The 25,018-nt window shown below is 59.3% G+C and carries 27 protein-coding genes and 4 pseudogenes; 17 read left to right on the top strand and 14 right to left on the bottom strand.

Annotation, left to right across the window (positions count from 1 at the left end; all coding sequences use genetic code 11):
- The first annotated feature begins 15 nt into the window (after positions 1-15).
- Positions 16-936, top strand: a complete 921-nt coding sequence (gene ligD, locus ACFLEY_RS41660; RefSeq protein WP_060910185.1) for a non-homologous end-joining DNA ligase — start codon at positions 16-18, stop codon at positions 934-936.
- 194 nt (positions 937-1,130) lie between these two features.
- On the opposite strand, the gene ACFLEY_RS41665 is transcribed toward ligD, so the two are convergent.
- The gene (locus ACFLEY_RS41665; protein WP_060912871.1) at positions 1,131-1,310 is read right to left on the bottom strand and encodes a hypothetical protein; all 180 of its coding nucleotides are present in this window, start codon (positions 1,308-1,310) and stop codon (positions 1,131-1,133) included.
- Positions 1,311-1,730: 420 nt separating this feature from the next.
- Between ACFLEY_RS41665 and ACFLEY_RS41670 the strand changes: the two genes are divergently transcribed.
- Positions 1,731-2,840: an IS630 family transposase gene (locus tag ACFLEY_RS41670; RefSeq protein ID WP_060908300.1), complete on the top strand. Its 1,110-nt coding sequence runs from the start codon at positions 1,731-1,733 to the stop codon at positions 2,838-2,840.
- A gap of 10 nt (positions 2,841-2,850) precedes the next feature.
- On the opposite strand, the gene ACFLEY_RS41675 is transcribed toward ACFLEY_RS41670, so the two are convergent.
- The 5 genes from ACFLEY_RS41675 to ACFLEY_RS41695 form a co-directional block, all read right to left on the bottom strand.
- Complete coding sequence (locus ACFLEY_RS41675) at positions 2,851-3,012, bottom strand: hypothetical protein (RefSeq protein WP_171901199.1); 162 nt, start codon at positions 3,010-3,012, stop codon at positions 2,851-2,853.
- Between the two features lie 294 nt (positions 3,013-3,306).
- Positions 3,307-3,558 (bottom strand): DUF6894 family protein, encoded by a 252-nt coding sequence (locus tag ACFLEY_RS41680; protein ID WP_063824313.1) that lies wholly within the window; start codon positions 3,556-3,558, stop codon positions 3,307-3,309.
- 108 nt (positions 3,559-3,666) lie between these two features.
- On the bottom strand, positions 3,667-3,867 hold the full coding sequence (locus ACFLEY_RS41685) for a hypothetical protein (RefSeq protein WP_082755883.1): 201 nt from the start codon (positions 3,865-3,867) through the stop codon (positions 3,667-3,669).
- Between the two features lie 93 nt (positions 3,868-3,960).
- Positions 3,961-4,266 carry a response regulator gene (locus ACFLEY_RS41690; protein ID WP_249163573.1) on the bottom strand — a complete coding sequence of 102 codons (306 nt, stop codon included), beginning with the start codon at positions 4,264-4,266 and terminating at the stop codon, positions 3,961-3,963.
- Between the two features lie 44 nt (positions 4,267-4,310).
- Positions 4,311-4,658 (bottom strand): response regulator, encoded by a 348-nt coding sequence (locus tag ACFLEY_RS41695; protein ID WP_060912870.1) that lies wholly within the window; start codon positions 4,656-4,658, stop codon positions 4,311-4,313.
- A 456-nt stretch (positions 4,659-5,114) separates the two neighbouring features.
- On the opposite strand from ACFLEY_RS41695, the gene ACFLEY_RS41700 reads away from it, so the two are divergent.
- The gene (locus tag ACFLEY_RS41700) at positions 5,115-5,627 is read left to right on the top strand and encodes a hypothetical protein (protein ID WP_129557475.1); all 513 of its coding nucleotides are present in this window, start codon (positions 5,115-5,117) and stop codon (positions 5,625-5,627) included.
- Between the two features lie 75 nt (positions 5,628-5,702).
- Here the strand turns inward: ACFLEY_RS41700 and ACFLEY_RS41705 are convergent, their stop codons facing one another.
- Positions 5,703-5,912: a hypothetical protein gene (locus tag ACFLEY_RS41705; RefSeq protein WP_060910181.1), complete on the bottom strand. Its 210-nt coding sequence runs from the start codon at positions 5,910-5,912 to the stop codon at positions 5,703-5,705.
- Between the two features lie 179 nt (positions 5,913-6,091).
- Here ACFLEY_RS41705 and ACFLEY_RS41710 point away from each other — a divergent pair, with 179 nt between their 5' ends.
- From ACFLEY_RS41710 to ACFLEY_RS41750, 9 genes and pseudogenes are all read left to right on the top strand, one after another.
- Positions 6,092-7,360, top strand: a complete 1,269-nt coding sequence (locus ACFLEY_RS41710) for an IS256 family transposase (protein WP_396604420.1) — start codon at positions 6,092-6,094, stop codon at positions 7,358-7,360.
- Positions 7,361-7,393: 33 nt separating this feature from the next.
- Positions 7,394-7,552 (top strand): annotated as a pseudogene (locus ACFLEY_RS41715) (IS630 family transposase); the annotation flags it as partial.
- 399 nt (positions 7,553-7,951) lie between these two features.
- A complete protein-coding gene (nifB, locus tag ACFLEY_RS41720; RefSeq protein ID WP_082757134.1) occupies positions 7,952-9,451 on the top strand; it encodes a nitrogenase cofactor biosynthesis protein NifB in 1,500 nt (499 codons plus the stop codon).
- Between the two features lie 10 nt (positions 9,452-9,461).
- On the top strand, positions 9,462-9,686 hold the full coding sequence (locus ACFLEY_RS41725; protein WP_082755559.1) for a 4Fe-4S binding protein: 225 nt from the start codon (positions 9,462-9,464) through the stop codon (positions 9,684-9,686).
- A 250-nt stretch (positions 9,687-9,936) separates the two neighbouring features.
- Entirely contained in the window at positions 9,937-10,251 is a 315-nt protein-coding gene (locus ACFLEY_RS41730) for a nitrogen fixation protein NifZ (protein WP_028153326.1), read from the top strand.
- A complete protein-coding gene (locus ACFLEY_RS41735) occupies positions 10,248-10,565 on the top strand; it encodes a hypothetical protein (RefSeq protein ID WP_014497965.1) in 318 nt (105 codons plus the stop codon). The genes ACFLEY_RS41730 and ACFLEY_RS41735 overlap by 4 nt, the downstream gene beginning before the upstream one ends.
- Positions 10,504-10,863 (top strand): DUF3024 domain-containing protein, encoded by a 360-nt coding sequence (locus ACFLEY_RS41740; protein ID WP_018647468.1) that lies wholly within the window; start codon positions 10,504-10,506, stop codon positions 10,861-10,863. The genes ACFLEY_RS41735 and ACFLEY_RS41740 overlap by 62 nt, the downstream gene beginning before the upstream one ends.
- 33 nt (positions 10,864-10,896) lie before the next feature.
- Entirely contained in the window at positions 10,897-11,025 is a 129-nt protein-coding gene (locus tag ACFLEY_RS41745) for a hypothetical protein (protein ID WP_283823364.1), read from the top strand.
- A gap of 954 nt (positions 11,026-11,979) precedes the next feature.
- Positions 11,980-12,327, top strand: coding sequence for a ferredoxin (locus ACFLEY_RS41750; RefSeq protein WP_035679057.1), 348 nt, complete (start codon positions 11,980-11,982; stop codon positions 12,325-12,327).
- Between the two features lie 417 nt (positions 12,328-12,744).
- On the opposite strand, the pseudogene ACFLEY_RS41755 reads toward ACFLEY_RS41750, so the two are convergent.
- The 7 genes and pseudogenes from ACFLEY_RS41755 to ACFLEY_RS41785 form a co-directional block, all read right to left on the bottom strand.
- A pseudogene (locus tag ACFLEY_RS41755) lies at positions 12,745-12,996 on the bottom strand (OmpW family protein); the annotation flags it as partial.
- Between the two features lie 74 nt (positions 12,997-13,070).
- Entirely contained in the window at positions 13,071-13,838 is a 768-nt protein-coding gene (gene istB / locus ACFLEY_RS41760) for an IS21-like element IS1631 family helper ATPase IstB (protein ID WP_038952109.1), read from the bottom strand.
- Positions 13,839-13,842: 4 nt separating this feature from the next.
- Entirely contained in the window at positions 13,843-15,600 is a 1,758-nt protein-coding gene (istA, locus tag ACFLEY_RS41765) for an IS21-like element IS1631 family transposase (protein ID WP_100214066.1), read from the bottom strand.
- 106 nt (positions 15,601-15,706) lie between these two features.
- Positions 15,707-15,937 (bottom strand): annotated as a pseudogene (locus ACFLEY_RS41770) (OmpW family protein); the annotation flags it as partial.
- Between the two features lie 148 nt (positions 15,938-16,085).
- Positions 16,086-17,215 (bottom strand): IS3-like element ISRj2 family transposase gene (locus tag ACFLEY_RS41775; protein ID WP_085967151.1). Its coding sequence is split into 2 segments (ribosomal slippage): positions 16,086-16,963 and positions 16,963-17,215, totalling 1,131 coding nucleotides; the frame shifts between segments, so codons are not numbered across the junction.
- A gap of 92 nt (positions 17,216-17,307) precedes the next feature.
- Positions 17,308-17,574, bottom strand: a pseudogene (locus ACFLEY_RS41780) (OmpW family protein); the annotation flags it as partial.
- 246 nt (positions 17,575-17,820) lie between these two features.
- On the bottom strand, positions 17,821-18,132 hold the full coding sequence (locus tag ACFLEY_RS41785) for an ArsC/Spx/MgsR family protein (protein ID WP_396604421.1): 312 nt from the start codon (positions 18,130-18,132) through the stop codon (positions 17,821-17,823).
- Positions 18,133-18,817: 685 nt separating this feature from the next.
- Between ACFLEY_RS41785 and nifH the strand changes: the two genes are divergently transcribed.
- The 5 genes from nifH (at position 18,818) to ACFLEY_RS41810 (ending at position 25,007) form a co-directional block, all read left to right on the top strand.
- Positions 18,818-19,702, top strand: a complete 885-nt coding sequence (gene nifH / locus ACFLEY_RS41790) for a nitrogenase iron protein (protein ID WP_011084578.1) — start codon at positions 18,818-18,820, stop codon at positions 19,700-19,702.
- Between the two features lie 111 nt (positions 19,703-19,813).
- A complete protein-coding gene (locus ACFLEY_RS41795) occupies positions 19,814-20,632 on the top strand; it encodes a nitrogen fixation protein NifQ (RefSeq protein WP_082755563.1) in 819 nt (272 codons plus the stop codon).
- Between the two features lie 653 nt (positions 20,633-21,285).
- Complete coding sequence (nifW, locus tag ACFLEY_RS41800; RefSeq protein ID WP_011084580.1) at positions 21,286-21,627, top strand: nitrogenase stabilizing/protective protein NifW; 342 nt, start codon at positions 21,286-21,288, stop codon at positions 21,625-21,627.
- A 951-nt stretch (positions 21,628-22,578) separates the two neighbouring features.
- A complete protein-coding gene (locus ACFLEY_RS41805; protein WP_060909128.1) occupies positions 22,579-23,688 on the top strand; it encodes an electron transfer flavoprotein subunit alpha/FixB family protein in 1,110 nt (369 codons plus the stop codon).
- An 11-nt stretch (positions 23,689-23,699) separates the two neighbouring features.
- Positions 23,700-25,007: an FAD-dependent monooxygenase gene (locus tag ACFLEY_RS41810; protein ID WP_060909129.1), complete on the top strand. Its 1,308-nt coding sequence runs from the start codon at positions 23,700-23,702 to the stop codon at positions 25,005-25,007.
- Positions 25,008-25,018 lie beyond the last annotated feature (11 nt).

Raw genomic sequence — 25,018 nt, forward strand, 5'->3', positions numbered from 1 at the left:
GTTGGAGTTCGTTGCGTGGCGTATCAGCGACGTAAACCGGCCGCGGTCGGCGTGAAGGCGACGTTCCCCGGCTTCGTAGAACCGGCCTTGGCATCATCGATCGAAAAGGTGCCGTCCGGGGCGCGATGGATTCACGAAATCAAGTTCGACGGCTACCGCGTCCAGGTCCATCTGGCGAACGAAGCCGTGAAGGTCTTCACCCGCCGCGGTCACGACTGGACCAACCGCTTCAAGAAGATCGCCGACGACGCCTGGCACATCAAGGCCGGGTCGGCGATCGTGGACGGCGAAATCGTGGTCCCCGCGGCGGACGGCACGACGGACTTCTCGGTCCTTCAGAACGAACTGAAGGGCAGGTCGACCAGCATCGTACTAGTCGCCTTCGATCTCCTGTACCTGAACGGCCGCGATCTCCGGAAGCTGCCGCTCTTCCAGCGCAAGACCGAACTCAAGAAGATCATCGACGGCACCGAGATCCAGTTCAGCGAAAGCTTCGAGATCGAAGGCAGCGAGATGTTCGCGCACGCCTGCAGGGTCGGCCTGGAGGGCGTGGTCTCCAAGGTCCGCGACAGCGTGTACGCCAGCGGCCGCGGCAACAACTGGGTGAAGAAGACATGCGCGCAGCGCGAGACGCTGACGATCGCCGGCTTCGCGCTTGACGACGGCAAATGGGACGGCATCTATCTCGGTCGGCGCAAGGGGGACGACCTGGTCTACGCCGGCAAGGTCGACCACGGCTTCGATAAGGTCTCCGCAGCCGACCTGCAAAGGCGACTGAAGCCTCTAATCCGGAAGACGCAGCCGTACGCGAAGCGGATCGCCCACAAGGGCATCTGGGTGGAGCCGAAGCTGCTCGCCGAGGTCGAATATCGGGCCAAGTCGGCGGAAGGAAAGGTGAGGCACCCGTTTTTCAAGGGTCTGCGCGAGGATCTGTGACGGATGCCTACGACGGTTTCGGCAGCGGGGCAGACCCGCGCGCCTCGCCAAGCCGGCCGCCCAGAGCGTGCGTCGAGACGCATTCTAGTAATGGTCATGTTCCGGATAGCCGGCGCGAAAGCGCACTTGCAGGACATCCGCGTTGGTGCACAAGCCGATATCGTGAATTGATATTGGTACCCTTTGAGGCGGCCTTATTTCGTTTGCGGGGGGCTTGGGAGCGGAAGCCCGTATTTCCGAGCTCGGTCGGCAGCAAGCTTCCGATAGGAGGCGGCCTGCTTTTCAAATTGGAGCTTGGTCTGTGGATTTGATTCCTCGGCCGCCAGACGCTCAAATGTAAGCGCATGCTCCAAATATTCGGTCAGCAGTTTCATCGCGGTCCCCCAGCGGCCCATAACGCGGGTTCGGTTGGTTGTTCCAAATTTTCGCCCGGCCCAAATGGTGGGGCGATCTAACCGCGACAGCCGGATCGCCTTGCCCCCTCGCCGCAAGTTTCTGTTCCGAGAGGCCGGGGTTCAAAGGCGCAGCCGAGGCTTAACCAAGCGAATGGCGAATGTGCCGAAGCATCGCCAGGGCGTGGTCTGTGTAGATACCGAAATTGTAGATCTGGTCTATCGCGATTGCTGTTGCGAGAATCGTAGCCGCGATCAAAAAGCCTTTGCCCATAATGCTTTCTCTTCCGCGTAACCTCCAGGACGAAACTTCTGCGCATTTATGAGGGCGCGCCCTAGTCATCTGGAGCGCAAGTTCGTCACATTAGTTGATAGCTCGAATCTCTACAGAGGAGAGAGCTCGTGGCTAATGCAGGTGAGCGAGGCCGGCCGATCGCGCCGTTGGTGCTTAGTCCGCAGGAGCGGGCGTACTTGGAGAGGCAAGTTCGTCGTCATCGCGTTGCCCGATCGCTATCTGAGCGATGCCGCGCGATCCTGCGATGCGCGGATGGATTGCCAAGCAAGTCTGTGGCTGCCGAACTCGGCCTGCACGAACACACCATTGGCAAGTGGCGTCGCCGATTTTTGAAGGACCGCTGTGATGGCCTGCTTGACGAGGCACGCCCTGGCCGCCCTCGAACCATCAACGACGATCAGGTTGCTGAGGTGATCGAGCGGACGTTGCGGACGACGCCAGCCGATGCCACGCATTGGTCGATCCGCTCGATGGCTGCGGAAACCGGCTTTTCCCACACCACGATCCGCCGAATGTGGGCGGCGTTCGGCTTGCAGCCGCACCGTGGCCAGACATTCAAGCTATCGAGCGATCCGCTGTTCGTCGACAAGGTACGCGACATCGTCGGCCTTTACCTGTCCCCACCGAACCGAGCCCTTGTCCTCAGTGTCGATGAGAAAAGCCAGATCCAGGCCCTGGATCGCGAGCAGCCGGTCCTTCCGATGATGCCGGGCGTACCGGAACGGCGCACGCACAGCTATGTGCGGCATGGTACGACCTCGCTGTTTGCCGCGCTCGATGTCGCCTCGGGATTCGTCATCGGCAAATGTTACAAACGCCACCGGGCAATCGAGTTCTTGAAGTTCCTCAAAGAGATCGACGCTCAAGTCCCTGAAGGGATCGATGTCCATATCGTCATGGACAACTACGCCACTCACAAAACACCCAAGATCAAAGCGTGGCTCGCCCGCCGGCCGCACTATCATGTCCATTTCACGCCGACTTCCGCGTCATGGATCAACCAGGTCGAGCGCTGGTTCGCTGAGCTCACCAGAAAGCAGATCCAGCGAGGTGTTCACACCTCCGTCAGGCAACTCGAGGCCGACATCCGTACCTTCATCGATTTGCACAACAGACACCCGAAGCCCTTCAAATGGACCAAGTCCGCAGACCAGATTTTGGCGTCCGTCAAACGCTTCTGCCACAAAGCCCAGCAGACATTATGTGGCGAACTTTAGATTCAGGTGACTAGCTGGCCGGCTCCGGAGAGAGGGGACCAAGATGCGGCCGAGCGAGCTCGAGCCAGGCCTGCGCGACCCGAATCCAGCGCTGCCGTTCGAAACCATCGGCGTTGACGGCCTCCTTCATCGCCGCCTCAGCCTGTACTTGAGGATCGAAGTCGTTGCTCATGCGGTAGATATTGTACTAGCAGTGCGTAAACGATAGATGGCGGCGGGAGCCGTACGAATCCGGAGGAGCGCGCTACGGACGTTTGAGGCCCGGCCTTGATCCCTAATCCCTAGGAAGCGCGACGCCGGTCAGCTCACCAGTCGGGTGATGAGCTGATCCTGGAATTCACGATCGGCGGCTTTGCGCGCCGGCTGCTCCTGCTGGAGGGATGCCAGTACCGGCCGCTCGCCCTGACCGCCGGATCATCGCTTACGGCCAGCCAGGCCTGGGTTCGCTGCCCGGTCTCTGAGGTTGTCAACTGAGACGGCCTTGATGTGTAGTCGGATTGCTGTGCGAGACTTCGGTAACGTTTCCCTTTTCGTCGCGGACCTCAATGATCATTTCGCGGAGGTACGACTTCTGGGAGCTCCCCTCGGCCTGGTTGGCGAAGACGTTAAGCACGCGCACCGCCTCCTCCATGGCCGCCCTTAAACCCGGGAATTGCATGCCTGTCTCATCAATGGCCGTGGCGTCGCCGTCTCTTAGGTCAAAATAAAAAAGGGGCATGGGGCGCTCCATATTGAGGCGGGAGCGCTCGCATCTCTCAGCCACCAGCGCCTGCAAGACACGCGTTGCTGGTGATGGATCTAAAATAGCTCGACTCTGCCGATGTTCCTAATCCGGGGGCTTGAGGCCGGGCGATGTCAGCCACTCGCTCATGTGCGAGCCGGTCTCGGCTTGTCTGGCTTTGCGGAGTGCGTGATCTCGCTCGATGCCCGGGGGAAGTGAGTTGGCTTGCTCACGGAGCCGCTTCGCTTCTTCGGCAAGACGTTCTTCAAGGGAGCGGGTCTGCTTCACTCTGCGGCGCTTTTGCATAGCGCGCTCCTTGGGTCGTTAAAAAACGACTCCAGAACGTCGCCGGCCAAAACCAGTTCCAACAACGAAGCTAGGACGCTCTCGGATTGAACTTTAGCGATCGAGGATGGCATCCAGTTGCCGCTTCAGCGCATCGGGCATGAAAGGCTTCTGAAGCACCGGCCGCTCCCGGAATTCCTCCGGGATGCCGCCGCCTCCATACCCGCTCGCGAAGATGAAAGGCAGCCCGCGTTCGTGGACGATCCGCGCCACGGGCGTCACGGCGAAGCCTCCCAGATTGACGTCGAGCAACGCCACGTCGAACGCGCTGTCCCGGGCTGTTGCAATGGCCGCCTCCAGAGTCCCTGCCTCGGCCGCCACACGGTGGCCGAGCTCCTCGACCATTTCGGCGACCATCATCCGGATGAGCGCCTCATCCTCGACGAGCAGGATGGATGCGGGCGTCACCCCGGGCCTCCCGCGAAGTGCGCATCCCGTACGGTCAGCAATTGCGATACCGCGGTGACTAGTTGTGCCGGCGCGAATGGTTTCGCCAGAAGGATCGAGCCGGGCACGCCCTGCGAGGGCCATTGATCGCCGGCCGCTCCGGTCATGTAGATCACCGGCAGGTCGGGAACGATCTCCCTGACCCGCCGCGCCGCATCCCATCCGCTCAGCCGGCCGCGAAGGTTGATGTCGGTGACCAGGGCGCGGTGCGCGCCGGGATTGCCGGTGAAAAGCGTCAGGGCTTCCTCCGCGGTCGCCACGGTGTTGACGAAGAATCCGCCCTCGCCGAGGGCGTCCTCGATCATCTCCTGCAACTGATAGTCGTCCTCGACGACCAAGATGAACGGCTGGTCCAATGTCCCCCCTTGCGTCAGGGCTCGGATACCCGGAATCCTGAACTCGGTACAAATCTGGACGGAGGAACTTTGTTCCGCGAGCCAGAAGATATAGCTAGAGAACATCAGTCGCCGACCTCGCGCCGGCGAAGCGGCTCAGCGTCCGAGCCGCGACACCGACTGACGATTCAGGCGGTCGAGCGCATGCACCAATTCGCCGTCGAGGACAGCCCGGAGCCGGCGCAAGCGTCGTGATGCTGCAACTTACGCTAGGACCTTAGGCCGGCGGGCTATTCACCCCGAGTTCGATGCCGCCTGAACCAAGAAAGGCTTTGCGAGTTCCTAAATTGATGACGAAAGCGTCCATGCGGAGAAAGCATGCCACAGAGCGACCTATCCGCATAAGCTGGGGTAGTGGATCAACCGATGCGAAAGAATTCCTCTTTAGATGTGACTGATCCGCTCGACTCGCAGATCGCCACTTTGTGCGGTCGAGTGGAGGCGTTGGTGCCTGGATGCAGAGCGGGCGTCTGCATTGCAAGTGCCGATCATACGAAGTTGGAGCGATCCGTCTTTCCGAATCTGCCGCCGACGTTTCAGCAGGCCATCAAGGAACTCCCAATGGGACCACCTTACATTGGATGCTGCACGGCCGCGATGCAGGGGAGGCAGATCATCACCGTTCACGACTTGGAGAAGGAAAGCCGCTTCAGCGACCTCTTCATCGCGACGTGCCTTTCGCACGGCATAAGATCGTTGCGCTCGCGCCCCGTTTATGGTCGAGCGGATGCGGCTATCGGCACTTTCGTCATGGGTTATGGTGAGCCGAGCGACGACCAGCGCTTCGACTTACCCTACATAGATTTTGCCTCAGATGCGGTCGGGGCAATGCTCCAGCGGGAACTTGATCGGACGCGCGGACCTCTTTCAAGCCACTGATACCGTTCCGCCGGTCGCGGCGCCAGGGCGTAATGATCGGGCGACCTTCGCCTTGAGCGTGTCCGGATGCGGCCTTCAGGCCGAATGCCGCGCGTGCGCCGGCGGTCCGCTCCGATCGCCGAGCAGCTTGCCGGTCACGACGTTCACAAAATGCATCGATGCGCATGCAGGACACCGAACCGAAACGTGGATGTTTTCGGCGGGGCGCTCGAGGGCCGCATCGTCGAGCTGATGCTGCACGTTCATGCCGGTGCGCGGACACCTATAGATGATCTGGCGCTGCATGACATCATCATGCTCTGGATCCGATCGAGCGAAATTGCGGTTGATTACCTAAGGGCCCCTCCGACGCGAACAAGTCGGATCGGAGCTATGGCGGAATCTGGGTGATGACGGTGTGAGGAAGGCGGCGTATCGAGGCGGGTGACGAGCCTGCCAGAACCTCTCGAGGAGAGCGATACGCCATGACCGAGACTACCAATGTTCTTGCTTTCCGTCAGCCGTCCGCGGTTGATGATCCACTGACCGATATCGTTCGAGCCGGCGCGCGGGACCTGCTTGCCAGGGCGATCGAGATCGAGGTTGGCGCGTTTCTGGCCAGCACGGCCAATCTGACGCTGCCCGACGGTCGAGCGCGCCTGGTCCGACATGGGCACGGTCCGGTGCGCGAGATTGCGACCGGCATCGGTCCGGTGGAGGTCGCTCGTCCCAAGGTCCGCGACCGCGGAGCGAGCGGGCCAGGCGACCGCCTCCGCTTCAGTTCGGCAATCCTGCCGCTATGGGCGCGGCGGACGAAGAGCCTGGATGCCTTGATCCCGGTCCTCTATTTGCGCGGCATCTCGACCGGCGACTTCCAGGAGGCGCTCTCGGCGCTGCTCGGCAAGGATGCGCCGAACCTGTCGCCTTCGGTGATCGCCGGCCTGAAGGCCGATTGGCAGGTCGAGTACGAACGCTGGCAGAGACGCGATCTGTCGGCGCGTCGCTATGTCTACATCTGGGCCGATGGCGTGTACCTGCAGGCCCGCATGGAAGATCACAGCGAATGCATGCTGGTGCTGATTGGCACCACGCCGGAAGGCAAGAAGGAGCTGATCGGCTTCCAGGTCGGCGTGCGCGAGAGCGCGCAGAGCTGGCGCGAACTCCTGATCGACCTGCGGCAACGCGGGTTACGGATTGCCCCGCAACTCGCCATCGGCGACGGCGCCCTCGGCTTCTGGAAGGCACTGGACGAGGCCTTTCCCGGCACGCGGCACCAACGATGCTGGTGCCATAAAGTGAGCAACGTACTCGACAAGGTCGCCAAATCCGTGCAGGGCCCCATGAAGAACGACCTGCGGAACATCTATCTGGTCCCACACCGGGCCGAAGCTGAAACCGCGATCGACGTCTTCGTCGAGAAATACCACGTCAAATACGGACGTGCGGTGGAGTGCCTGATCAAGGATCGCCATGCGCTGCTCGCCTTCTTCGACTTCCCTGCTGAGCACTGGATCCACCTACGCAGCTCGAACCCGATCGAGAGCGTCTTCGCCACGGTGCGCCACCGAACGGTGCGGACCAAGGGATCGCTGTCGCAACAAACTGCGAAGCTGATGGTGTTCAAGCTCATCGACGCCGCATCGAAGACCTGGCGGCGATTGAAGAGCACGAACCAGTTGCCGAAAGTCATCGCCGGTGTAAAGTTCATCGACGGAATCGAAGTCATTCCGAACACTGAAAGCCACGCCGCCTGATCAGGCCGCGTCACCCAAAATCAGCCATAGCTCCAGTCGCTCAGCGGCACCTCCTTCACGAGCCTCAAGCAGCTTCAGGAACACATCGATGCCTACGTCAACGCATACAACGACAGAGCCGAGCCCTTCGTCTGGACCAAGAAAAAGGTCCGTCAACGCCGTTTCAAAGGCCGCCGTATCACTCAGCTCTGATTCCGGGTACTAGTATTGGCCTTATGATGTCCGGCTTCCCCAGTTCGGATCGGGCCAATTGAGAGCGGCAGCGCGCGAAAGCCCGTTCAGATGAGCTGGATCGGGGCGAGCCCCGCGAGAGTGAAAAGCACACGAGATGGAGCCCCGAGTGAGAATGGCGACGCATCTGTCGCTTTGCCAACAAGCTCATCATTGCTGTCTTGCAAGTGCCAACGCTATCGCTGCGCCAACTCGGTGTACTGTGGTTGCATTCGCATCATCCTCGCCATGGCATGCAAGTTGCTAATCTTCCTGAAGCGCGCTCTAGGATGATCTGTGGGCGTCGATGCTTGCAGGGGAGTGATCTCGGTCGTGGAGCGCGGAAAATATATCAAAGCAGCGGTCAATAGCGGTAAGATCATGCAGTCCATAACCGAGCATAAGGGCTGCCGCGCTTCGGCGAAGACTGGGCGGGCGAGCTGCGGCTCGCAGGCCGGCCGAGGCGATCTGCCGGTCGAAATCTGGGAAAGGGTGAAAAACCATCCCTGTTACAGCGAGGATGCGCACCATCATTACGCTCGCATGCATGTCGCGGTCGCACCTGCCTGCAATATCCAGTGCAACTACTGCAACCGAAAATACGACTGCGCCAATGAATCGCGTCCGGGTGTGGTGAGCGAGAAGCTCACCCCTGAGCAGGCAGTGAGAAAAGTGATCGCGGTCGCGACGACCATTCCGCAGATGACGGTACTTGGCATCGCTGGTCCCGGCGATGCCCTGGCCAATCCAGCAAAGACGTTCAAAACGCTCGCGTTGGTCACCGAGGCTGCTCCTGACATCAAGCTGTGTCTGTCAACCAACGGACTAGCGCTGCCAGACTATGTCGATACCATCGTGAGGGCCAAAGTTGACCACGTCACCATCACCATCAACATGGTCGATCCTGAAATCGGAGCCAAGATTTATCCATGGATCTTCTTCAACCACAAGCGATACACCGGCATCGAGGCGGCAAGGATACTCACCAATCGCCAGCTTCAAGGGCTCCAGATGCTTAGCGAACGGGGCATTTTGTGCAAGATCAACTCGGTGATGATCCCCAATATCAATGATGACCACCTGGTCGAGGTCAACAAGGCGGTCACGTCGCGCGGTGCCTTCCTTCACAATATCATGCCGCTGATCTCCCTACCCGAGCACGGAACAGCATTTGGCCTCAACGGTCAGCGCGGTCCGACGGCTCAAGAATTGAAGACGCTGCAAGATGCTTGCGAAGGGAAGATAAACATGATGCGGCATTGCCGGCAGTGCCGCGCTGATGCGGTCGGTCTACTCGGCGAGGATCGCAGCGCGGAGTTCACCAATGATCAGGTGATGAAAATGGACGTCCATTATGACCTGGAGATGCGCAAGGCTTATCAAAAAAGGGTAGAGAATGAGCGCGTCTCCAAAGTCGCGGCCGGTCAAAAGGAGTTGGCGGGAGTCTCCGGAGAGATGAGCGCGATCACTGTTCTAGTAGCCGTCGCAACTAAGGGCTCGGGATTGATCAACGAGCACTTTGGACATGCAAAGGAACTCCAACTGTACGAGCTCTCCACATCCGGCGCCAAGTTCGTCGGGCTACGTCGTGTGGAGGGTTACTGCCAGGCCGGCTATGGCGAGGAAGATAGGCTATCCGTGATCATGCGCGACATCCGTGACTGCCACGCGGTCTTCGTGGCTAAGATCGGCGGCTGCCCCAAGAGCAGCCTGATCAAGGCTGGGATCGAGCCGGTCGATCAATTCGCCTATGAGTACATTGAGAAGTCGACGATCGCTTGGTTCAGGGCCTATGTCGGCAAAGTAAAGCGCGGGGAGATCCAGCATGTGCAGCGCGGCGTGCCCCCGCGTTGGCCTGGAGATCGGATCTCTGCGGCGTAAGGAGGAATATGTGCCATTCAAAATCATCGCCTCGCAGTGCACGAGCTGCTCAGCTTGCGAGCCTTTATGCCCGAACGTTGCTATTTCGGAGAAGTGGGGAAACTTTGTCATTGAAGCGGCGAAATGCACCGAATGCGTGGGGCATTTTGACGAACCGCAATGTGCCGCTGCCTGTCCGGTCGACAACACCTGCGTGGTTGACAGGGCCTTGCCTCGCTACCAGGCGCCCGTCTGAAGTGTGGAGCCTGAGCGGCAATGCAATCGCTGGTGCTGAACACGTCCCAAACGTCGCCCTGCGAACTGGCGGCTCCGCAGGCGCCGGCGTCTGCTCTTACGGACGGTGGCCGCTCTGGATTCCTGCGATGGGGCTGTTGCTGGCGGGCAGCACAGCCTGGCGACATTTCGGCGCTCGAGGGCGCCTCGTGATGCGGAGCAGAGTGTCCCCTCGGCGTGCCCCCGCGCCGTCGGTGCATGAGGAGCGAAATATGAACAGAATTCTCCGGGATAGCGACGCCGTCGAGCTAAGCGACCCACCCGCCTTCAGCTTTGGCCAAAAGCTTCGCGCCAATCGCGTCATCCGGAATGATGGCACCTATCCCGGCAAGGAGATCGGAGACGTCTTGGTCAAGAAGGGGGAGGTGGGCTACGTCGTCTCGATCGGCACGTTCTTGCAGCAATTCTACATCTACGGCGTGGAGTTTTTGGAAAGCGGCTACCGCGTTGGCATGAAACGCAAGGAACTTGAGCCAGTGGATGCAGGCGAGGAGGTCGATGATTTGCCACTACCGGAGGAGTCATGACTCAGCGAGGTTTTCCAAAATATTGGTGGGGCCAGCGGGGTAAACCGACAGCCGACCTGATCAAGCACCGCTCATCGGTCGATACGGAGACGGACGGAGCTTCGCTCGCCGCCAGGCCGAGCCGCCAGACCGTCATCGATACTCTCAACAACAAAGCGCATGAGCCTATCTTTATCGTTGATTTTGGTGAGGAGCTGCTCATCTGCTGGAGTTCAAGAGAACATCAAAAGGCATTGAAGGGAGGCTTTCATCATGAATTCCGCACTGATGAGGAAAGTAAAACCGGGGTTGGCGCGTCATCCCAACGAGCTTGATCGCAAACGGATCGAACGCGGCTTGAGCGCGCGGAAGCGCTATCTCTACGTCTCGCCAAACGTGACGCCCGTGTGGGGCGGCTACTGCATCGAGAGTCCCTGCTGCTCGCGCAATATCGACAAGGATGGCGCGCTCGTCGATGTCGCGCTGATCCTTTATGATGGCGTGACCGGGATCTGGAAGCTGTTTCGCAAAAATCATGCGGGGGGAGTCTGGGAATTTTACAGCCTCTATCACCGCTTGATCCCTGCAATCGACGAATTGAATGCGGATCCTGAGCGCCTGTTCTGGCAATGAAGGACCACCGTCCCCGAGGATAGAAGAACGACGATGGCGATCACGACCGAGGAATTGATCGAGATCGAACGGCTGCTTGCTGCCGATAGCGACGGCATGGGTCCCTTTGTCCAGCTGCGCCGCCGCCTTCCGCAGCTTGCTTGTGCGGGGCGTGATGCGTGAGTTCGACACTCAACGCGGGCGACCGGGATCGCATTGGCCAAAGGAATGTTGGGCCGTGAGCAATGAGCCGGCCGAATACGGCGCAGTGCTGTGCAAGCCTACCGATGATGTCTTGGAGTGGTGTCGCATGGTCGAGCAGTGCTACGAGGCGCATCTGCAATCACGTGAAGGAGTCCCGCTAAGATATTCGAAATCGACCACATTACAGTCGAGCTTGTCGGGTGTCAGCTCGTGATCGTAAGCGGCCAAAATAAGGAATCGGTATGAGCTTGCAACAAATCATCATCCACGTCCGCTTCGCCCCGAATGGGCGGGTGATACAAATCGGCCAGCGTCCAGGGAAGCTCACTCCGAACGGGTGGTTCGATGTCCTCAACACCCGTGCCAGCTCGGCTTATCAGCCGCTCGCTCGTGGCCGCGGGGTATTCCGGTTGAGCCGAACTGCTGTCGATACCTTAAAGCAGGAAACGGCGGGGCCGGGTTGAGCGAACCGGTAACCGCGATTTGATGAGTGAACAGATCGAGGGCGACGCCGTCTCTCCGGCCGACATTATTGTTCTGAGCGAGGCCATGGGCATTCAATCGCTGATCGCGGCGAGAACGTCGGCATTGCCGCAACTTCCCTCAATTGTGAGGCGCGCTATGACGCATTTGGTGTGCAACTTGCTCTTCGAGAAATTTGATCGGGGGGATTGTTGCATGAATGAGAGGTCTCGATGCCGGGAGAAGAGGTTGTCATTGATCAGCAGGCGACCTTCGGACGTGAAGGTGCCTATCGCTCATCTCAGCGACGACAGCGAGTAAGGCGCCCGTCCATTCCGACTGCCTTCGCAAGCGGGAGTTGGTATCAGCAGGTGTCCATGCGCCAATGGACGGTCATCGTTGGACATTGCGGGCGGCTATGCGCTCACATCTCATCCCGACAGCTGAAATTCACTATCAGAGGATAGGCGCGTGAACTCAGAAAAAGAATTTCATCTCCCTCAACTCTATAGGCACCATGTCTTTGCGTGCAACACGCAGCGTCCGCCAAACCATCCCCACGGCAGTTGTGGCGCCTCCGGCGCGCAAGCTCTGTGGGATCGAATGGGCAAGGCGATCGAAGCGCAAGGCCTCGACGATATTGGCTTCGCGACTGCGGGCTGCCTTGGCTTTTGTAACTCTGGTCCTTTGCTGGTTGTCTATCCCGACGGAGTCTGGTATCGCGCGACCACGCCTGAGGATGTCGACGAGATCGTCATATCCCACCTCAAGCACGGCAAACGTGTCGACCGGCTTGTGATAGTGCTCAAGCGAAGCTAGAGGCGTCGCTTGGCGGCCGCTTGCCGGGTTAGCTAGCATGGTCGGCTTGCTCGTCGGCTCGACGTTGGGGGGCGGATCGTCTGAGATTAACCGGGCACTTCGCGGCCAAGATTAGGCTGTCAGCGGCGTATCGCCTTCTTATCAGGCAAATGGGAAAATGGCTTCGGTCTTAAGCGTGGCGAAACAGACGTATGATCATATTCTGAGTCGACGTTTGTGTAATGTTACTCACGTGCTGCGCGATTCGTAACTTGCAGCGCGAGCAACGCCAGCGGTTCCCTCTCTTGCGAGCTGACGCGTCGATGGCGCGTCAGCCGGCTTTCCGTGTCAGTCCGGCGAGAGTAGGAGACGAGCTCGATGATCCTGCTGGGATCCGAGTTTGTCAAACGGCCTCTCCACTCTGGCTCTGCTCTAACGTCAGAACTTGTAAGCGACGCCGCCGCTGACGAGCCATGGATCAATATGGGCGCGGCCCGTAACGGCAATCGCATTGTTTAAGGTGGCCGAGTACTCCGGCCGCAGCCACAGCTTTTTAACGTCAAAGTTGAGGCCCCAGTGGCGATCGAGCATGTAATCGAAACCGAATTGGACTGCCGCGCCGAATTGGTTTTTGATGTTTAGATCCGTGACGGAAAGCCCGGCGAGCGAAGTATTGGCTGCCGATTGGTCCCCGCGGGTCACTTCAAATTCCTCCGGGTGTGGTCAGTCAAATTCCTCCACCCGCGAGGCAGGACAAGGGACTGTTAGTTTGAGTTTGTTTCCCGGGCAAGAGCTTCAGCGGCTTCTTTGAGCCGATAGCTGCGTCCGTCGAACTCAAGCAGATGGCAATGATGCATAAGGCGATCGAGGATCGTCGTGCTCATAGTGTTGTCCCCAAGGTATGCCCCCCAATCCTGCACGACGCGATTGGAGGTGACGATGACGCTGCGGCGCAGTTTGTAACGCTGATGGATCAGGGTCTGCAGCAAAGTGCCGGCGTCGTCGGGGATGGCGCGTGCGAGGAATAGATCGTCCAGCACGAGGAGATCGCAGTCGATGATGGTTCGCAGCCGGACCTCGCGTTGTGCCGGAGAGTTCAGGGCGTAGCGGTGGAAGAAGTCGTCGGTCTCAAGATACTGGACCTTGTGGCTTTGCAGGATCGCCTGATAGGCAATCGCCTTGGCGATGTGCGACTTCCCGGTGCCAGGTTTGCCAACAAGCAGAGCGTTCTCGCCAGCGGCAATGAACGCCAGGGTGTGGAGCTGGAAGCAGGTCTGACGTGGCAGTTTGGGATTGAAGGACCAGTCGAACTCGGCGAGCGTCAGCTTTTCGTCGAGCCCGGATTGCTGGTATCGCCGCTCGATAAGACGGGACTGACGACGGTCCAGTTCATCCTGCAGGATAAGGGAGAAGGTCTCGAGGAAGGGCTGGTTGGCGCCCTGCGCCTGGAGCACGCGCGTCTGCAGCGTGTCGCGGACACCCGACAGGCGCAGCTGTCGTAGGCAACGCTCAATTTCCGGCATGGTCATCATGTGGCTAGGTCTCCAGTTTAAGGTGAGAAGGTGCAGCGGGAGCGCTCGTGGCGCCGGAGTTGGCCGGGGTTGCGCAGGCGACACGAGCGCGGATTGCCGTGGCGTGATCGTCGTGAGCCTCGGCCTGCCGACCATTGTCGTCGGCGTCGCGCCGCACAGCGCGGCTGAAGAGGTCGCCGTATTCCGCGGGGGTACGGATCAGCGGATGATCCTGGGTGAGCGGCGATGCCGGCTGTGGCGTCACTCCAACCTGCTCGATCGCCTGTTCGAACAACCGCTCGACGGTCGCACGCACGTGCTTGTAGCGGTAGATGCGGTTGTCGATGGCGTGCGCGCAGGCCTGCTCGACCAGCCGCGCCGGGTACTTCCGGCCCAGCCCGACAATGCCCCACATCGCGCGCTGTCCGGGGCGCCCTTCGGTGTCGAACACCTGCTGGCACAAGGCCCTGGTCTGCGGTCCGATGCGCTCGGCGCTCGCCAGCAGCACGGCGGTTTGCCGCGACGGGTTGAACGGCCGTTCGCTGGTCGGCAGGACGACAGAACCGGGGTGCGCCATCCGGGAATGAACACGCAGCAGCGCACGGGTGTGGCGATCACGGATCTCGATCGTGGTGGTGTAGATGCGCACGACGACCTGGCTGCCGATCGGCGCGGGCCGCGCGGCGTAATAGCTGTTGTCGACGCGTACGGTGGTGTCGTCGCAGACAGTCCGGACGACTTCGGTGAAGATGCGGAAGGGAGCGACAGGCAGCGGCCGCAGGTGCGGCTTCTCTTCCTGGAACATCGCCTCGACCTGACGGCGCGTGCTGCCGTGGATGCGTTTGGAAGCCCAGTTCTCCTCCCAGTGCCTCAAGAACTCGTTTTGCGCCTCCAGCGTCTCGAAGCGCCGTCCGGCCAGCGCAGTGCCCTGGGTATGTTGAATCGCATTCTCGACGCATCCTTTCCGATTTGGATCGGCCACGCGCGCGGGATCGGCGACCACGGCGTAATGAGCCAGCATCGCGCTGTAAATCGGGTTGAGCTGGGGCTCGTACAAATCCGGCTTGAGGACGCCTTCCTTCAGGTTGTCGAGCACGACATAGCTGGGGACCCCGCCAAAATACCGGAACGCCTCTTCGTGGAGCTGCGCCCAGACTTGTTGGCTGGACTTCCAGACTACCCGCCGGAAGCTGCGCCGCGAGTAGCGTAGCGTCATCACGAACAGGCGGGGACGACGGTACCGCCCGCTCTTCGGATCAACCGTCGGCGCGCCCTCGCCATAGTCGACCTGAGCTTCCTCGCCGGGGAGGAACTCAAGACGATCAAACTGCTCAGGATCAGCGTGCCGCAACCGGCGCACAAACCGCTTGACACTCTGGTAGCTGGACGGAAAGCCAAATTGATCAACCAGGTCCTGGTAAATCGCCTGCGCGTTCCGCTTCAGCCGGACCTGTTCTTCGATCCACGTCCGATGCGCTTCGCAAGCCGAACGGGCCAGGCTGCTGGTGACCGTCGCTTCCGATGTCCCAAAAGCCGGTGGTCGGGGTGGAGGAATTTGGCCGTCCGCGCTCACCGAGCCGGTGGTCACTTCCCCGGGGGAATTTGCCTCCGCACCGGCCCGCAGCGCCTGATAACGCCGGATCGTCTTGCGATCGACACCCGTCAGCCGGTGAATCTCGCGCTGGCTGGTGTTGCGATCAAGTAATGTAAGTACGGTGCTTTGCAGATGTCGCTTCAAGACGTTCAACTCCCCGGCCCCTTGCTGGCTAAAGGGGTCGAACATAAACGTCCTGCCTGACCGGCTACTGCTGTTCAGCGGCGCTGACGGCGATCATCAGGTGGGGGAGTTTCAAGTGACCATACCCGGGGGATTTTGACCGACCCACGGGGGATTGGTTGAAGAATACAGTGTAGTTGATGCCCGCGCCGACATAGGGCTTAAGCGGCCCAAAATCGGTGAAGTGATATTGCAGGGTCAGTGTAGGAGGCAAGAGCCAGGCTTTGCCGATATCGAGCCCTGTGAGCGCGCCATTGCCGCTGACGTGATGACTGGTCACGCCGAGAATGAGTTCGGCGGCTAAGTTAGCTGTGAAGAAATAGGTGATGTCGAGCTCTGGTATAGAGAGCTGGCCCCGGTTGTTTGGACAGCGCCCCGCTGGATTTAAGTGGATTCCTGCCGGGTTATGCTGAACGCGGGGCTTTACGGTTTTGTCGTTGCGTCGGGAGGGCGTAGCCCGACCAGAGCGACGACAAAACCGTCGGCGACGGTCATGCGGCCATCACCATAGCTTGCGTGCCGAAGTAAGCCTCGTCGGGCGTGCGCCCGTCAAGGCTCGAGTGAGGGCGTCCCTGATTGTAGAAGGCCAGATACTTGGCAATTGACGCTCGCGCCTCGGACACGCTGTCGTAGGCGCGGAGATAAACTTCTTCGTATTTGACCGTGCGCCAGAGCCGCTCGACAAACACGTTGTCGCGCCAGGCGCCCTTGCCGTCCATGCTGATGGCGATCTTCGCGTCCAGCAGCACATCGGTGAACTCGAGGCTGGTGAACTGGCTGCCCTGATCCGTGTTGAAAATCTCGGGCCTGCCGTGCTTCGCCAACGCCTCCTGGACCGCTTCGACGCAGAAGGCCGCCTCCATTGTGATCGAGACGCGATGGGCCAGGACCCGTCGGCTGAACACATCGACGACCGCCGCGAGATAGACGAAGCCACGCCGCATCGGAATGTAGGTGATGTCCATTGCCCACGCATGGTCGGGCCGCTCGATCTTCAATCCGCGCAACAGGTACGGGTAGATCTTGTGACCCGGAGCCGGCTTGCTCGTGTTCGGGCGACGATAGACCGCCTCGATCCGCATGCGCTTCATCAGCGTCGCGATGTGGCGGCGACCGGCGTATACGCCCTCCCGCCGCAGCAACGATCGCAGCATACGCGCTCCCGCGAAGGGATAATCGAGATGCAGCTCATCGAGCCGACGCATCAAGGCAAGGTCCTCGGCCGAAACTGGCCGAGGTTCATAGTAGACCGTGCTGCGAGCCAGCTTCAGGACCTTCGCCTGGCGCACGATAGAAAGATCATGATCGCGGTCGATCATCGCTTTGCGCTCAGCAGGCCCGCCTTGGTGAGCGCGCCGGACAAAAAATCGTTTTCCAACGCCAGCTCGCCGATCTTGGCATGTAACGCCTTCAAATCGACCGGCGTCTCGGCCGATGTCTTGTCATGCCCAAACACGCCGGCGGCGCCTTCCAGGAGCTGGTTTTTCCAGATCGTGATCTGGTTCGGATGAACATCAAACAGTTGCGCCAGCTCCGCCAGTGTCTTGTCGCCTTTGACCGCAGCCAAAGCAACCTTCGCCTTGAATGCCGGAGAATGCGTCCGGCGGCTCTTCTTCGTCATCTTCGCTCCTGATTCGCAGCAAGAATCCTCGCCGCTGTCAGGCAGAAAATCCACTCAAGCTACTGTCCGAATTTGCGGGGCCAGCTCTTAGCTTGATCGCTGATCGAAAGCCCAGAGTTGGGTGATGACAGCAACGGCGTCCCTGGAACGTTGACAGAACTGCCTGCGGTACCCGGCAAAACGCCAAGCACGCGCAGGCGGATCATCCACGGGTTGCGGGGTTCAATAGGGGGAGCTTTATAGTAGACCGGCGCCGGACCCAGATCAGCACCACGTACCGAGTTGCTGGCCAACGAGGTCGCTAGCGCGAAGACCGATACAGTTGCCAGGACTGTTCTTGCTCTCATCGAATTCTCCATTCCAAAAGTCGCGCGAGAAGCCGCGCAAGGTCTCTGTCACACATAAGGAACGGCGAAAGATTTGATACCAATCAAATATGGGAGCGATCGTGCCGCTCAGTTGCATCAGGATCACAGCTGCGAAACACGTTTTGCTAAAGGAAATACTCGCGCCGGGCCGTCTAATCGGAGGTCCTACGATTACCCCGGTGAAGCAAGCCGCAAGTCGAGAACGTCATTCTTCTGATGTGATCGTCCGGAACTGGCTCATTCGCTTGATCCCATCTTCGGGCAGCGCGTGCGAGTTGCTTGGTGCAGGCATCCCTGGAGATGCTCCTGCGTCTGGTGGCCAAGCTGCGACAGCGCGGGCTCGCGATCGAGCCCGGCACATCGTATTCCGTCTAAGTCGATCAACGGTCGTCGTATCAGTAGTGGATCACTCACCATCAATGCGAGTGCGCTCGCCGCGTCGATAGAATCGAGATTGACTTCGCCTGACTTGACACGAGGCGCGGCTCGGTTGAACCAGGAGCCGACGGGCATATTGCGAAAGAAAGAAGCTGCGCAATTCGTCCGCATGCCATGGCTCCTTCAAGATGTCCTGGACGACCACGTCATGACCGGCGGACTTTAGCGCTTGAATCTGACGCGCGTTCGTGGCGCAGCCGGGCTTCTGATAGAAGATGATTGTAGCCACGGCGTACCTATGTAGGCGTGCTATGCTGGGCGAATAGCACAGGGCTGCTGCTTCCCGGGAGCCATTCGAAGTTCTTGACAGTCAACGTCAATATCAGCGCATGGTGCGCCCTCAGCGAATTTGCAAAGCCGCTGGCCCGTCTCATTTTGACTCCGTCCGGCATCTTTACTCCTCACATGGCTGAGCTTGCGCGAGCGGCAGCAAGTTCTGTTCCACAATGGCGGCATCGGCTAAGTCAGCCTATTTGGCTGTTGGCGTTCATGTTTGCGATTGTTTGTTCGTTGTCTGACAGCCGGGCAGATCTTGTCAGATCCAAAACAGCCTACGATCACGCGCCGGCTGGTTGCTTTTGGAAACGTAATCAGAAGCTTAAGGTGCCGGGTTAGACCTTGGCACGGCTGTTGCTGATAAGCGGCAGCAACACTGAGTGAGGGCTGAGTGCACGCCGACGTGTAAGGCGAGCGATGCGCTCCTTCCCTTGAACCCGTGTGCCCCCGCTTCTGCGAGGGAAGCAAAGCTCGCAAAAGAAGCGCGCAACGTTTGGCAAATCGGTTGATGGAGAGCAGCATGGCTTCACTAAGACAAATCGCCTTCTACGGGAAGGGCGGAATCGGCAAGTCCACCACTTCGCAGAACACGCTAGCGGCGCTGGCAGAGATGGGTCAGAAGATCCTGATTGTAGGGTGCGATCCGAAAGCGGACTCGACGCGCCTTATTCTGCACGCCAAGGCTCAGGACACGATTTTGAGTCTTGCCGCGAGCGCCGGCAGCGTGGAGGATCTAGAGCTCGAGGACGTAATGAAGGTTGGCTACCAGGACATTCGCTGCGTTGAGTCCGGTGGCCCTGAGCCAGGTGTCGGCTGCGCCGGCCGCGGTGTCATCACCTCGATCAATTTTCTTGAAGAGAACGGAGCCTACGAGAACATTGACTATGTTTCTTACGATGTGCTTGGCGACGTTGTTTGCGGTGGCTTTGCGATGCCAATCCGCGAAAACAAGGCGCAGGAGATCTACATCGTGATGTCTGGTGAAATGATGGCAATGTATGCCGCAAACAATATTTCCAAGGGGATCCTGAAATACGCGAACTCAGGTGGGGTGCGGTTGGGCGGCCTGATCTGCAACGAGCGGCAGACCGACAAGGAATTGGAACTGGCGGAAGCGTTGGCCAAGAAGCTTGGCACTCAACTGATCTACTTCGTGCCGCGTGACAATGTGGTGCAGCATGCAGAGCTGCGTCGCATGACGGTGCTTGAATATGCACCCGATTCCAAGCAGGCTGATCACTATCGGAAACTAGCGGCCAAGGTTCACAATAATGGCGGCAAGGGCATCATCCCGACCCCGATCTCAATGGATGAGCTCGAGGACATGCTGATGGAGCATGGCATCATAAAGGCCGTGGATGAATCAATCATCGGCAAAACCGCCGCCGAACTCGCAGCCTCGTAAAGGCCGCGAGTCGCCGCCTTGCGAAGGCGAGCGACAGATGCCGGTCTCCCTCACCCCCCTTCCCGGGGGGGGGGGGGGGCGGCATACTGACGATCGGCCGCGAAAACCAGAGTGCGCCGTGACGAACCACGCATTGTGAAAAACCGCAGAGTTATGTCCGAGCCGCGCGTCCTTCCGTTCACGACTGCCTGTGCTGCTGACGCCAATAGCCAGTTGCACAAGGGAATTTCAACCTACCGGCTGCTCACCGGTGAACATCCTGCAAATGCCGATATCGCCATCGACAGCAATCTCGATCGCCATGCCCTGGCGTCTATCCTGGCGGCTGCCACGATGGATGGTGGCTGTCTGTCTGAGAAAGTTGGCCTGTCCGGCGTTGAATTGGCGGTCTTACTGGAGCAGCACTTTCTCCCAACCGGGATCAGGGCTCCGGAGCAGGCCGCGCCCTTCAAGCGGGAAGAGGATGAGGAGATCGCAATGCTTCGCGATCTTTTGCTCAAGCATCGCTCGACGGAAGGGGATATCGGCCGGTGGCTGGCTGCGATGATCGCGCGCCGCGCCATGGAGCCGGACCATCTTTGGGAAGCTCTCGGCTTGCGTGATCGTGGCGAACTCTCGCTCGTGATGAGCCGGCATTTCGCGCCGCTCGCCGCGAGCAATGTCAACAATATGCGTTGGAAGCGCTTCTTCTACCGCATGCTTTGCGAGGACGAAGGCCTTGCGATGTGCACGACACCCGTGTGCAATCAATGTAACGAATTCAACATCTGTTTCGGTGAAGAAAGCGGTGAGAGCCGGATGGCCGAGCGTCGGCGCGATTTGCTGTTGCAGGCCGCAGCATGGCCGGCTGTGTCCAGCGGCCGGGCATCTGAAACGCCAGGAGAGACCGCAGTCGCATCGTTATCCGAAAAGGCTTCACCGCATTTGTAGGCCGCAGGTCGGAGGAGGGCGCGGATCACCAACTTGGATGCGAGCGGACGGCCGTGTGGTTAAGGCGGCAAGATCGAGTGCTAGGCTACAGTTCACCATGTTGGTGTGCCGCAACGAACCTGTCGCACCAAAGGGCACCTCGTTCGGCCTCATAGCGCTGTCGCATTTGCCACGATGCATTTGCTGAACAAGGTCATAAAGAGAAGCGTGACTTCTTGCACTAGGTCGGCCGTTACGATCACAAAGACTGCGGCGGTAACGGCGGGCGCGGTCAACAAAAACATCGCGTCCGCGCAATTATCGAAGCAGATCTTCCGCTTACCATGATGGAGTGCCGCACGGACCCGGGAAAGAGGCGCCGACGCGAGGGTCGACGCAAGGGTGTCGATGAAATATGTGGTCCCTTGCCATAATATCCATGCCGTCTTCAGGCTGTGTAGTCATCAGGAGCTAACGATGGAAAAGGTCAACCAAGTGTTAGGATATACCGGGCCCGCGAACTTCAGGTGTCAGTCATGAGAAGTCTTTCCGCGCCGTCACCGAGTTCTCATCAGATTGAGCGCAACCGCAAAACCCGCGGGCGCGTTGTCGTTACTGTTTCGGATCCGCTCAATGTGGGCGCTCACCAGAGCTAAACCGAAGGAGAATATTCGATGATCAGCTCATCCCCAGCAACCGGTATTCTAGATCGACTCGGCAAGGCCTCATCGGCAGAGGAGTTTTTTTCGCTGCTTGGCGTCGAGTACGACCCTAAGATCGTGAATGTCGCGCGCCTTCACATTTTGAAGCGCATGGGACAATACCTCGCACAGGAGAAATTTGCTGGTGCCGCAGAGCCGGAAATCAGAACTCGATGCAAGGCGATGCTGGAACGGGCATATGGAGATTTCGTGGCATCGTCACCGATCGACGAGCGAGTGTTCAAGGTTTTGAAGGATGCCGTCTCAGACTCCAAGAAGGCTGCGGCCTTCGTTCCTTTGAGCGAGTTGAAGTGACCTAGCGTTCCACTGTAAGCGAAGTCTGTCCGGCGGACGCCGAGGCGCTCCGTTAATGCGGCTTTCTATTTATCGCGGCAAGTCTCTTAGTCATGGCCCGGCCAACGGCTGTCGTATTCCCGACCCATGTCCGGATTATTCGTGACCAGGTATCAGCAGCTGTTTGATGTGTGGCGCAAGCCAATACGTCCCACTGACTTCAATCGTCTTTGCAACTGGTACGACACTTGCTGTTGTCCTGCTGATCTGATCATCGATGCCGACAGATGGTGGCGCCCCCGGTGAGTTTGAAGGAGGACCCATGATGCTGCTTACATTGCCTGCCGAGCCCCCCTGCGGCATCATATCGAGGCCTACGATGCCGTCAGGTCTGTTCGCAACGGTCTTTGACGCGGTCGCAGTTTCGTAGTGACGGTGAGATGGTAGTCAATAATAGGTGTCCCCTTCGCGCGGCTCTTGCGGCGGCTATGCACAGTAGCGTCCGCATCAAATCGGCCCCCGATCCCGCTCAAATGTGTCTGCATCTCATCGCAGATAGAAACTGCGCTACGAAAAGTGGTGCCCTCCTCCCACACGGAGTGCCAGCGCTGGAGGCTCGGCACGGTCGCGTGACAGAAGCCTTGCCAGGACCTCCATCGATGGTACCGGCGAGGAGCCGCGAACGGACTAGTCAACTAAGGCATGAAAGTGGCCGGTCAGGATCACCTCGTCCTGGCCGGCCACGGTGGCGCTCGTCGAGCCCGGCACCCAAGGATTCAGTTTGCAAGATCCCTCCAAAGCCGGCCGAATGGGTGCGCCAATTGCGACGACGCGTATTGTGGTGCGACTGGTCCGAGCGCGCAGGCGGGCAGAGCAGCCAGCCACTTGCCGGCCAAAAGTGAACTTCGGTTAACGAAAGCGAAAAAGCAACCCGTGGCGCGGGCGCGCCTATCGTCGAGAGGAATTTAGACTATGAGCAAGGTCAGCAAAACGGCGATGCCAGCAGGGGCCGGCCGCGGAGCAGCCAAAAAAGAACTGCCGGAGCACTTCAAGTCGTACAAGCACGTCTGGGTCTTCGTCGAGCTGGAGCGGGGCCAAGTGCATCCCGTTTCCTGGGAGCTCATGGGTGCGGGGCGTGGTCTTGCCGACAGGCTAAAGGTGAATCTTGCCGCTGTCGTTGTCGGTCCGGAGGGGCAGCACACACGCAACGCCGCACTTGAAGCCTTTTGCTACGGCGCCGATCTGGCCTATCTCGTGAGCGACAATGTGTTGTCGGATTACCGCAACGAATCTTATACGAAAGCGCTCACCGAACTCGTCAACACCTACAAGCCCGAGATATTACTGTTGGGCGCCACGACGCTTGGTCGCGATCTCGCAGGTTCCGTGGCGACGAATCTATCGACGGGGCTTACTGCCGACTGCACCGCGCTGGACGTGGACGCCGACGGTTCACTTGCGGCGACGCGGCCAACTTTTGGCGGCTCGTTGCTCTGCACAATCTATACCTTGAATTACCGCCCGCAGATGGCCACGGTCCGCCCGCGAGTGATGCCGATGCCTGAACGCGTTATGCGCGATGCCGCTCGTATCGTCGTTCATCCGCTCGGCCTTGTAGAAGACGATATAGTCACGAAAGTATTGTCCTTCCTACCCGACCGCGATGCAGAAACTTCCAATCTGGCCTATGCCGATGTTGTGGTTGCGGGCGGCCTTGGACTGGGATCGCCTGAGAACTTCCGGTTGGTACGCGAGCTCGCAGCTCTGCTTGGGGCTGAATATGGCTGCTCGCGTCCTCTCGTGCAAAAGGGCTGGGTTACGTCTGACCGGCAAATCGGTCAGACAGGCAAAACCATCCGGCCGAAGCTCTATATTGCCGCGGGCATTTCCGGTGCGATCCAGCACCGGGTCGGCGTCGAGGGCGCGGATCTGATCGTCGCCGTTAACACGGACAAAAACGCTCCGATCTTCGACTTCGCCCATCTCGCGATCGTCAGTGATGCTATGCAATTGTTGCCAGCCCTGACGGCTGCATTTCGCGCGCGGCTTCTGCCAGATTCGCGCGCCAGGATCGCGGTCTAGAGGAGATATTGATGATTGAAGAGAGATTCGATGCGATCGTGGTCGGAGCCGGTATGGCCGGCAACGCGGCGGCATTGACGATGGCCAAACAGGGCATGAAGGTGCTGCAGCTCGAGCGGGGCGAATATCCCGGATCGAAGAATGTGCAGGGGGCCATCCTCTATGCCGACATGATGGAAAAGCTGATCCCCGAGTTTCGAGAGGAGGCGCCACTCGAACGCCACCTGATCGAACAGCGGTTCTGGATCATGGACGATCGCTCGCATGTCGGCATGCACTACCGTTCGGAGGACTTCAACGAGCAGAGGCCGAACCGCTATACGATTATACGCGCCCAGTTTGACAAATGGTTTTCTTCAAAGGTGCGGGAAGCTGGCGCGATCGTGCTTTGCGAGACCACCGTCACAGAGCTCGCGCAGGACGATCGTAACAGGGTCGTCGGTGTTCGTACAGATCGCCGTGACGGCGAGATACATGCTGACGTCGTCGTTCTGGCCGAAGGGGTCAATGGCTTGCTCGGCACGCGTGCGGGCCTGCGCGCCCGTCCGGCACCCGATAACGTTGCGCTCGCGGTGAAGGAAATGCACTTCTTGCCCCGTGAAACCATCGAAGCACGCTTCAATCTTAAGGGGGATGAAGGCGTCGTGATAGAGGCTGCCGGTACCATTTCCCGCGGCATGACCGGGATGGGTTTCATCTACGCCAACAAAGAGTGCATTTCGCTTGGCATCGGTTGTCTCGTCGCCGACTTCCAACGCACGGGCCAAACGCCGTATGGCCTGCTCGATGAATTCAAAAGGCATCCCTCTGTGGCGCCACTGATAGCAGGGTCCGAAGTAAAGGAATATTCGGCGCATCTCATTCCCGAAGGCGGTTACAAATCGATCCCACAGCTTTATGGGGAGGGCTGGGTCGTCGTGGGCGATGCCGCCCAACTCAACAATGCCGTTCATCGTGAGGGCTCCAATCTCGCGATGACATCGGGCCGTATCGCGGCCGAAGCGATAGGTCTGGTCAAATCGCGCGGCGAACCGATGAGTGCAACAAATCTCTCAATCTACAAAAAGATGTTGGACGATTCTTTCGTCATCAAAGATCTCAAGAAGTACAAGGATTTGCCACCCCTCATGCATACCCACTCCGAAAATTTCTTTCTCACTTATCCGCAGCTTATCTCCAAGGCAATGCAGAACTTTGTGCGCGTCGATGGTACGCCCAAGGTTGAGAAGGAGAAGGCGAGCCTCAAATCCTTTGTCAAGACGCGGTCATGGTCAGGTCTGGTCGGCGATGCTTACCGTTTTGCCAGGGCCTGGCGGTGATCGCGACAGTG

This window comes from Bradyrhizobium sp. YCK136 (assembly GCF_044570075.1).
GTDB classification, from domain to species: domain Bacteria; phylum Pseudomonadota; class Alphaproteobacteria; order Rhizobiales; family Xanthobacteraceae; genus Bradyrhizobium; species Bradyrhizobium diazoefficiens.